This window comes from Pectobacterium zantedeschiae (genome assembly GCF_004137795.1).
In the GTDB taxonomy this organism is placed as follows: domain Bacteria; phylum Pseudomonadota; class Gammaproteobacteria; order Enterobacterales; family Enterobacteriaceae; genus Pectobacterium; species Pectobacterium zantedeschiae.
In genome coordinates this window covers 2,853,974-2,867,139 of the sequence record NZ_NWTM01000001.1, presented here as the reverse complement: position 1 = coordinate 2,867,139, position 13,166 = coordinate 2,853,974, and the positions used below count along the sequence as shown (strand labels likewise).

Below are 13,166 nucleotides of genomic sequence, written 5' to 3'. Positions count from 1 at the left end.
CGCTTTACCTCTAAGCCCCATAGACAAAAAAGAGCTGCGCTATTAACGCAACTCTTTGAATCTGGTGGCCCCTGCTGGACTTGAACCAGCGACCAAGCGATTATGAGTTCCTGTAGGAACAAATGGGAATCAATGAGTTACATTATAAATTATGAAGATAAAGGGACATTGCTGACCAATTAGGGGCCAGTTTGGGCCACTTCTACCGCCATTTTATCGCCACTGCTTTTTATCTATGAGCCATTTTTACAAACGCGTTATGTGACCCATCACCGGAATAATTCATGAGGTTATGAGCTGATGCCATCAGAATAACTCTACACATTTTTGAGGCTTTCTTTCTTTCTTGTTCGAAAGGAATTAGTCTATCGATGTGATTACCATGAACAATCTGGGAACGTCCCTTATTATACAAATCTGAAATGAATTCTTTTAATACTGTTTTATGCGGTTTTTCGAAAATTACATGCTGGTCATCAAGTCCCAAGATGTTTTTTACCATTTCTAAAATACCTACCCATTCACCACCGCCAGATAAAACATCTAAGGAAATACCAATCTTAGCAAGAGCGATTGCATCATCTTGCTCTCTCTGGGCTTCGGCATACCAGTTTAATGATGTTGTCCATCGAATCGATAAATCTTTATTAGGATAGTTTTTTATGTTAATTACTGAATCTATTATATTTCCTGCCGAATCGATGAATTCTTTATTTTCATTAAGAAAAGTGCTAATGGTAGCACCATTATATACTGGCGTTCGTTCTGTCAATGTCATTCCGGGATAAACAAGCCTCCCCTTGTATGAGGCTAGGGTATTGAATGAAAATGGAAGAGTAGGGTGCTCATATAGATTCTGTTGTTTGAACATACCTTCATTGTTGAAAATCAAAGAGAAAGAATCAATTGTTGCTTGTGTGGCGATTTTTGCTAATTTTCTAGATAAATTAAATTCAAAATTTTTTATTTCAATTTCTAATATGGTATTTGATTTTTTTATTATACTATATATACGGTTTGCAATATGGTTCTCTGATTCATATCTTTCTAAAGGATCGGTTAATTTTATGAGTTCCTCTTTCCAATTTACTAAGTCTTCATCTGGTGCTAATGTTTGTTGTGTATAGTTATCATGCAGTTCTAATTTTTTAACCCATTGAAGATTAGGGTAGAAAGTCACAGGGCCAATACTAATTGCTTCTGAAAGAGGAAATAGACATGTATGTGCTGGAAAATGATGCGTTAGCGTTGTAAGGCTCATGTGAACTCTTTCTTCTATTTCTTTTTTTAGTTTTTTTATATGGCTTCTACTGTTATCTTCGATGCCTTCATGTAAAGTTTTTTCTGTATATAAATCGCAGATGGAATTGCGGCATATATCGTAAAGTGAATTATTTGAAATATTGTTTAAAGGATGTTTTAAATCCGCTTTTATAATATCTTTAAATAATTCAATTTTATATCTTACATCACTAATATAACTGATCTGTATTCCTGATCTTGTTGTTATTGTGTCAGGAAATCCCTTTTCACAACTAAAGTCTCGATTGTCAATTAGCCTAACTATATCTGAAATAATATCTTTAAGATTCATTATAGAACTCTACTATTTAAAGGGTTTAGTTTAACTGCATCTTCCAAATTCTCTGGAGCAAAATGCGCATATCGCATAGTCATTTTTATGTCGGTATGACCGAGCACACGTTGTAAGACCAGAATATTACCACCATTCATCATAAAGTGGCTGGCGAAGGTGTGGCGCAATACATGGGTAAGTTGTCCGGCAGGCAATTCAATGCCTGTTCTTTCAAGTGCTGACCTAAACGCCCCATAGCATTCACTAAAGAGCTGGCCTTTTTTATCATCTGGGAGCGAGTCATAAAGCTCTTTGCTAATAGGGACGGTGCGGTTTTTTCTTCCCTTTGTCTTAGTGTAAGCAATTTTATATTTAGTTAGTTGGCTTTTCTTTAGTCCCTCAGCCTCAGACCATCGAGCACCAGTGGAGAGTCATACTCTGACGACAACTCCACAGTTGCATTGTGTCGCAGTTCCCATAGCCATTTTATCGGCACTCCCAATTTCAAATACAAAAAAGCCACCTTGCGAAAGGTGGCTTAATTTCATGATTTTAAAACTAAAGTTTGGTGGCCCCTGCTGGACTTGAACCAGCGACCAAGCGATTATGAGTCGCCTGCTCTAACCACTGAGCTAAGGGGCCGAATGGGCGATGATTATACGGTAATGTGCAGGGGGAGGTCTATAGTCTATCTGCCGGGTGGTGGTTTTATACTCAAGATAGCTTGTTGTTATTCTTATCAGAATTTACGATGGCGTAGTCAACGGCAGTAGGGAAAGACATGATTACCGATATTCTGGCAATAAATCTTCAGGTTGTTTTCTGCGGTATTAACCCCGGGCTGTCGACGGCCCATCACGGTTACCACTTTGCTAATCCCAATAATCGCTTCTGGAAAGTGATTCATCAGGCGGGTTTTACCGAACGTTTGCTGACACCTGCAGAAGAACAACATCTGTTGGACACCGGATGCGGCATTACCATGCTGGTGGAGCGACCAACGGTTGAGGCGACCGAGCTAGGGCGAGATGAACTACTGCAAGGCGGGAATGCGATTGTTGAGAAGATGACGCGCTATCAACCGCGTGCGCTGGCCGTGCTAGGGAAACAGGCGTTCAGTCAGGCGTTTGGTATCAAAAAGGTTTCATGGGGGCGTCAGGAGCTGCGTATTGGCGAAACACAGGTTTGGGTGTTGCCAAATCCTAGTGGGCTGAATCGTGCGACGCTGGAGTCATTGGTGGCGTCGTATCAGGAACTGCATCAGGCATTGCAGGATAGAACGTAGGCTGAGCATTCTGACAGGTAAAAAATAACCCCGGTGGCCCGGGGTTATTTAGAAGAAAGCTATTTAGCGTGGATTAGCTGAGAGATGAATTAATCATCCAGGAAGCTACGCAGCACTTCGGAACGGCTTGGGTGACGCAGTTTACGCAGCGCTTTCGCTTCGATCTGACGAATACGCTCACGCGTAACGTCAAACTGTTTGCCCACTTCTTCCAGCGTATGGTCGGTGTTCATATCGATACCGAAACGCATGCGCAGGACTTTCGCTTCACGCGCAGTAAGGCCAGCCAGTACGTCGTGTGTCGCAGAACGCAGGCTTTCCGACGTTGCGGAATCCAGCGGCAGCTCCAGCGTCGTATCTTCGATGAAATCGCCCAAATGTGAATCTTCATCATCACCAATTGGGGTTTCCATTGAGATCGGCTCTTTCGCGATCTTCAGCACTTTACGGATCTTATCTTCCGGCATCAGCATACGTTCAGCCAGTTCTTCCGGCGTCGGCTCACGACCCATTTCCTGCAACATCTGACGAGAGATACGATTCAGTTTGTTGATCGTCTCAATCATGTGTACCGGAATACGGATAGTACGCGCCTGATCGGCGATAGAGCGGGTGATCGCCTGACGGATCCACCAGGTTGCATAGGTCGAGAATTTGTAACCACGGCGATATTCGAACTTATCTACCGCTTTCATCAGACCAATGTTGCCTTCCTGAATCAGGTCGAGGAACTGCAAACCACGGTTGGTGTATTTCTTCGCGATAGAAATAACCAGACGCAGGTTGGCTTCCACCATTTCTTTCTTGGCGCGGCGAGCTTTCGCTTCACCAATCGACATACGGCGGTTGATGTCCTTAACCTGCTCGATCGTCAGGCCGGTTTCTTCTTCGATCTGTTGCAGTTTTTGCAAGCTGCGGCTGACGTCTTCTTCAACATCATTCAGCTTTTCAGACCATGGTTTGCCCATTGCTACTGCTGCTGCAAACCAGCTGTTGTTGGTTTCATTGCCAGTGAACATCGTGACGAAGTTTTTCTTCGGCATTTTGCACTGCTCAACGCACAACTTAATGATCAAACGTTCCTGAGTACGGACGCGATCCATCATGGAACGCATGCTGTTAACCAGGAAATCAAACTGTTTCGGCACCAGGCGGAACTGTTTGAAGACTTCAGACAGGTTCAGGATTTCCTGTGCTGCCAGAGCATGGCTACGACCGTGGGCTTTGATCACCTGACGGGTCGTTTCATATTGTTCACGCAGTTCGGTGAACTTCTCACGCGCCAGCTCAGGATCGATGCTGTTGTCGTCTTCTTCTTCCTCGTCGTCTTCTTCCTCGTCATCATCGTCCATTTCTTCGCTCGAAAGCTCAGAACCAACGTGAGTCGCGGTAGGGGCAATGTCCTCTTCCGCATTAGGATCGACGAAGCCAGTGATCAGATCGGACAGGCGGCTTTCGCCCGCTTCGACGCGGTCGTACTGTTCCAACAGATAGGTAATGGCTTCAGGATACTCGGCAACAGAGCACTGAACCTGGTTGATACCGTCTTCAATACGCTTGGCGATATCGATCTCGCCTTCACGCGTCAACAGCTCAACGGTACCCATTTCACGCATGTACATGCGAACCGGATCGGTGGTGCGACCAATTTCCGATTCAACACTGGATAGAACCTGCGCAGCAGCCTCTGCCGCATCTTCATCGGCATCATTGGTGTTTTCGGCCAGCAACAGATCGTCAGCATCCGGTGCTTCTTCCATCACCTGGATGCCCATGTCGTTAATCATCTGGATGATATCTTCGATCTGATCCGAGTCGATGATATCTTCCGGCAGATGGTCATTGACCTCAGCATAGGTCAGGTAGCCTTGCTCCTTACCACGGGTGACAAGCAGCTTCAGCTGTGACTGCGGGTTTTGCTCCATAAGACGGTATCCACACTTCAGAGTATTTGGGTTGGTGTCGGTCAGCGTAGTTCGCTAACAATAGCATTAGGGGTATTTTTCTTATCGCCGCGCCCCTGTAGCGGCTCTTTGCAGGGCTCAACCCTGCTATTTATCGGCAATTAAGCCTCTGTATCAGTGTTTTCTGGTCAACGCCAGTTGCAACGACCAAAGCTCTTTTTTTTCTTTGGCGTTGAGCCCATGCGTTCTGTCACGGGCAATCAATGTTTCTTGTCGCTGTTTCAACAGCTGATCGTAGAGCTCTGCCAGACTGATTCTGAACTTCTCGTCGAGCTCTTCCTCTTCGATCATATGGTTCCATGAAGCCATGGTTTCAAGCTGTTTGCGGTACTTGCTGTCGCGATATTTTTCCAACAGCAAGCCCATATTCATGCCAGGGCTGGTATTACAGGTTTTCACCAAATCCTGAAACAGCGATAAACCAGCAACTTTGTCTTCTTCAATGCCTTCCAGCGCGAGGTCAGGAACCTCTGCCGCCAGTCTTGGGTTTTGTACTAAAAGTCCTACAAGTATACGCATAGTTGTGACTTTTAGTTGTGGCGGCTGGTAGGATTGAGACTGTTCTGCCACTTTGGGTAGCAGTCTATCCAACTGGCTGTCGTCCAAAATTCCCAGTTTGTTGCCGAGCTGCTGGCGCAAATACAGCCGCAGCGTTTCTCCCGGTACCTGGCCTATCAGCGGCAGTGCCAGCGTGCTGAGCTTGGTACGGCCGTCGGGTGAACTCATATCCACCTGTTGTTGCAAGGTCTCAAACAGAAACTGCGACAGCGGCAGCGCGTGTTCCATGCGCTGCTCAAACGCTTGCTTGCCTTCTTTTCGCACCAGTGTGTCGGGGTCTTCACCGTCTGGCAGGAACATAAAGCGTAGCTGACGACCATCGTTCAAATAGGGTAGCGCAGTTTCCAGCGCGCGCCATGCCGCTTCGCGTCCGGCACGGTCTCCGTCGTAACAACACACCACCAGGTCTGTGGCGCGAAATAGTAACTGAATGTGATCGGCTGTCGTGGAGGTACCCAGCGACGCGACCGCATAATCAATATCAAACTGTGCCAGCGCCACCACATCCATATAACCCTCAACAACTAACAATCGCTTGAGTTCTGGGTGGTTTTGCTGCGCTTCATACAGGCCGTACAGTTGGCGACCTTTATGAAAAATTTCTGTTTCCGGCGAGTTAAGGTACTTTGGGGTACCGTCGCCTAATACGCGTCCGCCGAAGGCGATCACTCGTCCCCGTTTGTCGCGGATGGGAAACATCACACGCTCGCGGAAGCGGTCATATGTTCGACCCTGATCGTTAGTCACCAGCATCCCAGCATCGTTCAATGTGCTGCGATCGTCATTATTGCGGCCAAAGCGCTTTAAAACGTTATCCCAGCCGGGCGGGGCGAAGCCAATCGCGAAATGGCTGATAACTTCTGCGCTTAAACCACGCTGTTGCAGATACTGCAACGCTGGTGTTCCAACTGATTGACTTAGGGCTTGCTGATAGAACCCGCTGAGCTGTCCCATCAGTTCGTACAGGCTTTGCCGTTGGTGACGCTCTAACTGGGTTGGGCCCGTTCCAGTTTCATAAGGCACTTCGAGGCCGTATTGGGTGGCCAGTTCTTCAATAGTTTCAACGAATTCGAGACGATCGTAATTCATCAAAAAATCAATGGCGTTGCCGTGTGCGCCACAGCCAAAACAGTGATAGAACTGTTTGTCACCGTTTACGGTGAATGAAGGGGTTTTTTCGTGATGGAACGGACAGCACGCATGGTAGTTTTTGCCCTGCTTTTTCAGTTTGACGCGCGCGTCAATGAGATCGACGATGTCGGTGCGAGCCAGCAGATCATTAATAAATACGCGTGGGATTCGTCCAGCCATAAGCCCCTGGTGTATACCTTTCTGCAACGTGGTTACATTGGATATAGCTTATAAACGACAACAAGCCGCGCTTCCTTACGGAAAGCACGGCCTTCGTATGCAACTGCTAAGTCTGCGGATTAATCACGCGTTGGAGGGAAACCCTCCAGAAAATTAATACAGACGAGTGCGGCGTGCGTTTTCTCGAGCCAATTTCTTCGCGTGACGTTTCACTGCAGAAGCTTTAGCGCGCTTACGTTCGGTCGTTGGTTTTTCATAAAACTCACGACGACGAACTTCAGCCAGAACGCCCGCTTTTTCACAGGAACGTTTGAAGCGACGCAGAGCTACGTCGAACGGCTCGTTTTCACGTACTTTAATTACCGGCATGTGCCTCTCACCTCAATAAATTCGGTTTGCCGCTGGCCTTGTGCCAGCCTTTTCAAAATGGTGCGGAATTCTACTGCAAACGTGACGCCTTTGTAAAGCATTGCGGTGATCATAAAACACCCAACCGCGGCCAGCGCAGAAATCAGGCCGCTTATGGTAGACTATCCGCAGTTTGAAGCAAGCAGCATTTAACGCGTGCTTGTATCGTCATTAAAGTAGGAACAGTAATGCGCGTATTGGGTATCGAAACATCCTGTGATGAAACCGGAGTGGCTATCTATGACACGGAAGCGGGTTTGCTCGCCAATCAGCTATACAGCCAGGTCAAATTACATGCTGATTACGGCGGCGTCGTGCCTGAGCTTGCCTCACGCGATCACGTGCGTAAAACGGTTCCTCTGATTCAGGCGGCGCTGCGTGAAGCCGGGTTACAGGCTGATGATATCGATGGTGTGGCGTATACCGCAGGCCCTGGTTTGGTTGGCGCGCTATTGGTGGGCGCGACGGTCGGCAGGTCGTTAGCGTTCGCCTGGGGCGTGCCTGCGGTTCCTGTGCATCACATGGAAGGGCACTTGTTGGCGCCGATGTTGGAAGATAATCCACCTGCGTTTCCGTTTGTGGCGCTGCTAGTTTCCGGTGGGCATACACAGCTCATCAGTGTGACAGGCATTGGCGAATATCGCTTACTGGGCGAGTCAGTAGATGATGCGGCGGGCGAAGCGTTTGATAAAACGGCGAAGTTGCTGGGGTTGGATTATCCCGGTGGTCCAATGCTGTCGAAAATGGCGCAAACAGGTGATTCGCAGCGCTTTACATTTCCTCGCCCGATGACCGACCGTCCTGGATTGGATTTCAGCTTTTCAGGGCTAAAAACGTTTGCTGCCAATACGATTCGTAGCAACGGTGATGACGATCAAACGCGTGCCGATATTGCGCGTGCCTTTGAGGATGCTGTCGTTGATACCCTTGCCATCAAGTGTCGTCGTGCATTGGATGACACGGGTTTCAAACGATTGGTCATGGCGGGTGGTGTGAGCGCAAACCGGACATTGCGCCAGCGCTTAGGTGAAGTGATGGCAAAACGCGGTGGTGAGGTGTTTTATGCGCGCCCTGAATTTTGTACGGATAATGGCGCGATGATTGCCTATGCGGGTAGTGTACGTCTACTTCATGGTGCGAGTCAGACGCTGGGTGTATCCGTTCGCCCACGTTGGCCGTTGGCTGAATTGCCGGCGGTGTAAGCATCCGAGTGATACTTGCTACGTGTAGTAGATCTACACGTAGCAAAGAAGATGAAGATGTAGCAAAAAACGAGTAACAAAAAACGGTAGCGGACGAGTGGAATTACAACTCTTGTTCGAAGAGCACCAGAATCGCTTCGTAAAGTTGTTTGACGCTGAATCCTCTTGCCGGGGTGGTGAAGATGGTGTCATCACCTGCGATGGTGCCAAGAATACCCTCTGACTTCCCTAGTGAGTCCAGCAGACGAGCAATGAGCTGTGCGGCACCTGGGCTGGTATGTATCACGACGACCGCGTCGTTGTAGTCCACGTCCAGCACTAAGTTCTTCAGCGGGCTGGATGTGGTTGGGACGCCGAGTTCAGCAGGGAGACAATACACCATTTCCATTTTTGCATTGCGTGTGCGTACCGCGCCAAATTTCGTTAGCATGCGAGACACCTTGGATTGGTTGATGTTTTCAAATCCTTCGTCTTGCAATGCCTGAACAATTTCACTTTGAGAGCTGAACTTCTCTTCCTTTAACAGCGCTTTGAACGCTTTAACGAGGTCTTCTTGTTTTGTCGAATTTCGCATTCTGCACCGGATTAATTGTTATGATTAATTGTCCCATTATGCAGTTGTGTGAATTTTTATGCAATTAAATCGCGTATAATTCCAGTCTATTTCCCCATATATGCGCTAGTCACTGTTTTCAAAAAAAATCAGCCTTCCAGGTAGTCCAAAAAATGCGTTCTGCGTCACATAAAAGTAAATCAAATGTTATCAGAATGATGTTGTTTGGACGCCATTGATCGGTGTAATGTAGCCCACTAGTTAAACGCACGTGAATGAACGCCACGTTATAGCTCAATAGCTTATTAACTTTACTTACCTTTCAAACGAATGGTTGTTTTTGGTTTATTATTAGAGACATAGCGGGTTTTTGTCTCTCATTCATTTGTAGGAAGATAAGTAGACTGATTTTATCCCCATTTTTATATTCTGTTTATAACCAAATGAATTCACGGCACTTTTTTATTTTACGATAATAAGGAGTTTAGGATGAAAGTTGCAGTTCTCGGAGCAGCAGGTGGTATCGGTCAGGCACTCGCACTCCTCCTTAAAACCCAGCTTCCTTCAGGTTCAGAACTATCTCTCTACGATATTGCTCCGGTAACGCCGGGTGTTGCCGTCGATCTGAGCCATATTCCTACAGCAGTGAAGATCAAAGGCTATAGCGGTGAAGATGCTAAACCAGCACTCGTTGGTGCAGATATCGTACTGATTTCTGCGGGGGTGGCACGTAAACCAGGCATGGATCGTTCCGATCTGTTCAATGTCAATGCTGGCATTGTGCGTAATCTGGTTGAGCAAATTGCGGTTACCTGCCCGAAAGCCTGTATCGGTATTATCACCAACCCAGTGAACACGACCGTCGCCATCGCCGCTGAAGTGCTGAAAAAAGCTGGCGTTTATGACAAGAACAAACTGTTCGGCGTAACAACACTGGATATCATCCGTTCCAACACGTTTGTTGCTGAGTTGAAAGGCAAACAGCCGCAGGATATTAACGTGCCGGTTATCGGCGGGCACTCTGGTGTGACGATTCTGCCTCTGCTGTCTCAGGTGCCAGGCATCAGCTTCAGCGAGCAGGAAGTGGCCGATCTGACCAAACGTATCCAGAATGCGGGCACCGAAGTTGTTGAAGCCAAAGCAGGTGGCGGATCGGCAACGCTGTCTATGGGGCAGGCTGCTGCGCGTTTTGGTCTGTCTCTGGTTCGTGCGCTGCAAGGCGAAAGCGGTGTGGTTGAGTGTGCATACGTTGAAAGCGATGGCAAACATGCGCGCTTCTTCGCTCAGCCAATCTTGTTAGGCAAAGATGGCGTCGCTGAGCGTAAAGATATCGGCACATTAAGTGCTTTTGAGCAAAATGCATTGAACAGCATGCTGGATACGCTGAAGCAGGATATTGAGCTAGGCGAGACGTTCATCAAGTAATTGATTACCCGTCATACTTCAAGCTGCATGTGCGTTGGTAATACTCGCCTTATTTCTAAGCCTCGCCCTGAAGGGCCGCCGCAAGCGGCGTTCAAATCGGCTTAGCCGATTTGTCCTCGCTCACCCCAGTTACTTACTTATGTAAGTGACTGGGGACTCTCTGCGTCAACACCTGCCTGCAACTCGAATTATTTAGGGTATTATTGAATGTTAATAATACGCAGAATAAAAAGCCGGAGATGTCGATCTCGGGCTTTTCTTTATTTTAATCGGGGCGTATGAGTTTTTTTCTGTCAATAAGCTCATTGGTTTCTGGATTGTAATACCGGCTGGGCCAAATCTCCGATGGGTGGATATTTAGCGCATCAGCAATAAGCCATTCCCCCTTGGGCCAAGGGCGAGAGAGTGCATTGGCTAACGTAGATGAGCTTAATCCGGCCGCTCGCGATACTGCTGCCAGCGTCGTATTTTTCTTGCGCAGTGCAGCAATGATATCAGCAGGATGCCAGTCTTGTTTCCTTAAAATCATAATCCTTCCCTTATTTGCTATAAGACGACTGTAGATTAGTGGTATAAATAACGGATGTTAGTTATATGCCGAGCTAACATGACATTATTATTTGGAAATAATATAGCATTAATTTTCCTTAAAATTCTCAATTAATTTCCAAATGATCGCGTTTTTGTTAGGGATGGCACTATCAGGATGAATGGCAATGAAAAAAGAGTGGTTTGCTACCAGCGAATTGGTTGGAGTCGGCGGCCTTCCGAAATCAAGACAAGGATTAAATAAGCGCGCCCGCGAGGATGGATGGGAGAAGCGTCGCCGTAAAGGCGTCCAGGGAAGAGGAGTCGAGTATTCAATTCACAGCTTACCGGATACGGTAAAAAAATCCCTACTGTTCGAAATCGAGCCTTCAGTTTACTCTGCAAAACAGCCTGCGGCATTGGCCGTATGGATGCAGATTTATCAGCAACTATCTGAAAAAGAAAGAGATGAGCTAATTGCTTATATTCTGCGAGTTGGGGTGTCTGCCACGCTGAGTCAGTTGGGCATCATACCGTCAGATGAGGAGCCTGTCTCATCGATGGTGATTGACTGATTCGCGCTGCTGGCGATCTTTTCGGGCATGAACCTCAGCGATGGAAAGGAACCTGTATTCTTTCTCGCTTTGTCGCATTTTTTCTGGCTGCGGTGTGTGGGCATCGCGCCGGATTTCATCATTTCTTCTATTACTTAGGTGTGTCGGTAACGTGTAAAAGTTAGCGGTTTAGGTAATTATAGTCTATTATATGGAAACTTTTGGGCGAGTTGACGTAATGCCTGTTCAAAACAAACAAGGGAGTGACGAGTATGGACAAAGAATGGTTTGCAACAAGTGAGCTAGTTGGCGTAGGTGGGTTGCCTAAATCGCCGCAAGGGCTGAACAAGCGGGCACGTGACGACGGTTGGGAAAAGCGCAGGCGAAAAGGGGTTCAAGGGCGTGGTGTCGAATACTCGATTCGCAGTTTGCCGAATGAGGTCAGAAATTCTCTATTAGTGAAAGAGAATTCGCCAACAGAATACTATTGTACTGATAATGAGCCGACTCTGTTGTCATCATGGGTGCATATCTTTCATCAGCTATCTGTTGATGAACGATCCCGGCTGATTAATTTCATCTTGCGTGAGGGAACAATAGCAATGTTGTCTCGGCTGGATGATGTCACAATCGATCAGACCGCCTAGTCTGTCGAGCGAGTAGCGCTGCAAGGCAGCGCTACTTATGAATCAATGTTCTTATCCGATAAGAAGCTTATACCACGTTAGAAATCGCGTTGTACGGCTAGATGGGCGAGTCCTTCAAGTGCTGTACGATATGGCGTTTCTGGCAGCAGCTGTAGTGCGCTGATCGCTTTATCCGCCTCTTCTTCGGCACGCTGGCGTGTATAATCGAGTGAACCACATTGATGCATCGCAGCAAGAACAGGCTCCAGCAGATGACGCCCGTTTCCTTCCTCAATTGCTTTGCGAATTAGCGAGCTCTGTTCTGTATTACCCTGACGCATCGCATGCAGCAGTGGTAACGTTGGTTTGCCTTCATTAAGGTCATCGCCCGTGTTTTTCCCCAGGGTTTTGCCGTCTGCGCTGTAGTCCAGCAGATCGTCAATTAACTGGAACGCCGTGCCCAGATAGCGTCCATAGTCCTGAAGTGCCTTTTCTTGCTCTGGCGTTGCACCTGCAAGGATGGATGAAGATTGCGCCGCTGCTTCAAATAGACGTGCTGTTTTGCTGTAAATGACGCGCATGTAACTTTCTTCTGTGATATCTGGGTCGTTGCAATTCATTAACTGCAAGACTTCCCCTTCAGCGATCACGTTTACCGCTTCTGACATCAGTGCCAGTACACGTAATGATTCGAGGCTGGTCATCATCTGGAAAGCGCGAGTATAAATGAAATCTCCAACCAGTACGCTCGCGGCGTTGCCAAAGGCAGCATTCGCTGTCGCTTTACCCCGCCGCATGTCAGATTCATCGACCACATCATCATGTAGTAGCGTTGCGGTATGGATAAATTCGATCAGTGCAGCGACGGTAACGTGTTTGTCACCCTCATAGGCGAGGGCTCTGGCCGCAAGCACAGCAATCATCGGGCGTATCCGTTTTCCACCGCCGCTGATGATATAATGGCCAAGTTGGTTGATCAAAACGACGTCGGAATTCAGTTGTTCAAGAATGACTTTATTAACAGCTGCCATATCCTGTGCAGTTAATGTTGTAATTTGTTCTAGATTCATGGTTTGTGCCAACGTATGTCTTCAACACTGCCGTAAGATTGCTGTTGCATATCGGCAAGACGAAACTGATTGAGCCGATTGTACTTGAAAAATGAGAGAGATAAAC

Annotated in this window: 12 protein-coding genes, 2 tRNA genes and 1 pseudogene; 5 read left to right on the top strand and 10 right to left on the bottom strand. The window is 47.3% G+C overall.

Going from position 1 to position 13,166, the window contains the following annotated elements; translation table 11 throughout:
- Positions 1–62: 62 nt before the first annotated feature.
- From CLR69_RS22900 to CLR69_RS12940, 4 genes and pseudogenes are all read right to left on the bottom strand, one after another.
- A tRNA-OTHER gene (locus CLR69_RS22900) sits at positions 63–188 on the bottom strand.
- A 41-nt stretch (positions 189–229) separates the two neighbouring features.
- Positions 230–1,594 (bottom strand): HEPN domain-containing protein, encoded by a 1,365-nt coding sequence (locus tag CLR69_RS12950; protein WP_129712836.1) that lies wholly within the window; start codon positions 1,592–1,594, stop codon positions 230–232.
- Positions 1,594–2,007 (bottom strand): annotated as a pseudogene (locus CLR69_RS12945) (tyrosine-type recombinase/integrase); the annotation flags it as partial. The pseudogene CLR69_RS12945 and the gene CLR69_RS12950, both read right to left, overlap by 1 nt.
- A gap of 135 nt (positions 2,008–2,142) precedes the next feature.
- Positions 2,143–2,218 (bottom strand) — tRNA-Ile (locus CLR69_RS12940).
- A gap of 139 nt (positions 2,219–2,357) precedes the next feature.
- On the opposite strand from CLR69_RS12940, the gene mug reads away from it, so the two are divergent.
- On the top strand, positions 2,358–2,861 hold the full coding sequence (gene mug, locus CLR69_RS12935) for a G/U mismatch-specific DNA glycosylase (RefSeq protein ID WP_129712835.1): 504 nt from the start codon (positions 2,358–2,360) through the stop codon (positions 2,859–2,861).
- 89 nt (positions 2,862–2,950) lie between these two features.
- Here the strand turns inward: mug and rpoD are convergent, their stop codons facing one another.
- The 3 genes from rpoD to rpsU all read right to left on the bottom strand — a co-directional run bounded on the left by rpoD (position 2,951) and on the right by rpsU (position 7,063).
- Complete coding sequence (rpoD, locus tag CLR69_RS12930) at positions 2,951–4,786, bottom strand: RNA polymerase sigma factor RpoD (RefSeq protein WP_129702771.1); 1,836 nt, start codon at positions 4,784–4,786, stop codon at positions 2,951–2,953.
- Positions 4,787–4,939: 153 nt separating this feature from the next.
- Positions 4,940–6,694 (bottom strand): DNA primase, encoded by a 1,755-nt coding sequence (dnaG, locus tag CLR69_RS12925; RefSeq protein WP_129702772.1) that lies wholly within the window; start codon positions 6,692–6,694, stop codon positions 4,940–4,942.
- Between the two features lie 153 nt (positions 6,695–6,847).
- Entirely contained in the window at positions 6,848–7,063 is a 216-nt protein-coding gene (gene rpsU / locus CLR69_RS12920; protein WP_001144069.1) for a 30S ribosomal protein S21, read from the bottom strand.
- A 227-nt stretch (positions 7,064–7,290) separates the two neighbouring features.
- Between rpsU and tsaD the strand changes: the two genes are divergently transcribed.
- Complete coding sequence (gene tsaD, locus CLR69_RS12915; RefSeq protein WP_129712834.1) at positions 7,291–8,304, top strand: tRNA (adenosine(37)-N6)-threonylcarbamoyltransferase complex transferase subunit TsaD; 1,014 nt, start codon at positions 7,291–7,293, stop codon at positions 8,302–8,304.
- A 103-nt stretch (positions 8,305–8,407) separates the two neighbouring features.
- Here tsaD and argR read toward each other — a convergent pair whose 3' ends face one another.
- Positions 8,408–8,878, bottom strand: a complete 471-nt coding sequence (gene argR / locus CLR69_RS12910) for a transcriptional regulator ArgR (RefSeq protein WP_010283010.1) — start codon at positions 8,876–8,878, stop codon at positions 8,408–8,410.
- A gap of 468 nt (positions 8,879–9,346) precedes the next feature.
- Here argR and mdh point away from each other — a divergent pair, with 468 nt between their 5' ends.
- On the top strand, positions 9,347–10,282 hold the full coding sequence (gene mdh, locus CLR69_RS12905) for a malate dehydrogenase (RefSeq protein ID WP_129702774.1): 936 nt from the start codon (positions 9,347–9,349) through the stop codon (positions 10,280–10,282).
- 265 nt (positions 10,283–10,547) lie between these two features.
- Here mdh and CLR69_RS12900 read toward each other — a convergent pair whose 3' ends face one another.
- Complete coding sequence (locus CLR69_RS12900; protein ID WP_039303153.1) at positions 10,548–10,811, bottom strand: helix-turn-helix domain-containing protein; 264 nt, start codon at positions 10,809–10,811, stop codon at positions 10,548–10,550.
- A gap of 187 nt (positions 10,812–10,998) precedes the next feature.
- Here CLR69_RS12900 and CLR69_RS12895 point away from each other — a divergent pair, with 187 nt between their 5' ends.
- On the top strand, positions 10,999–11,385 hold the full coding sequence (locus tag CLR69_RS12895; protein WP_129702775.1) for a DNA-binding protein: 387 nt from the start codon (positions 10,999–11,001) through the stop codon (positions 11,383–11,385).
- 251 nt (positions 11,386–11,636) lie between these two features.
- Positions 11,637–12,011, top strand: a complete 375-nt coding sequence (locus CLR69_RS12885) for a DNA-binding protein (protein ID WP_129702777.1) — start codon at positions 11,637–11,639, stop codon at positions 12,009–12,011.
- A 77-nt stretch (positions 12,012–12,088) separates the two neighbouring features.
- Here CLR69_RS12885 and ispB read toward each other — a convergent pair whose 3' ends face one another.
- Positions 12,089–13,060, bottom strand: coding sequence for an octaprenyl diphosphate synthase (gene ispB, locus CLR69_RS12880; protein ID WP_129702778.1), 972 nt, complete (start codon positions 13,058–13,060; stop codon positions 12,089–12,091).
- Between the last annotated feature and the right edge of the window lie 106 nt (positions 13,061–13,166).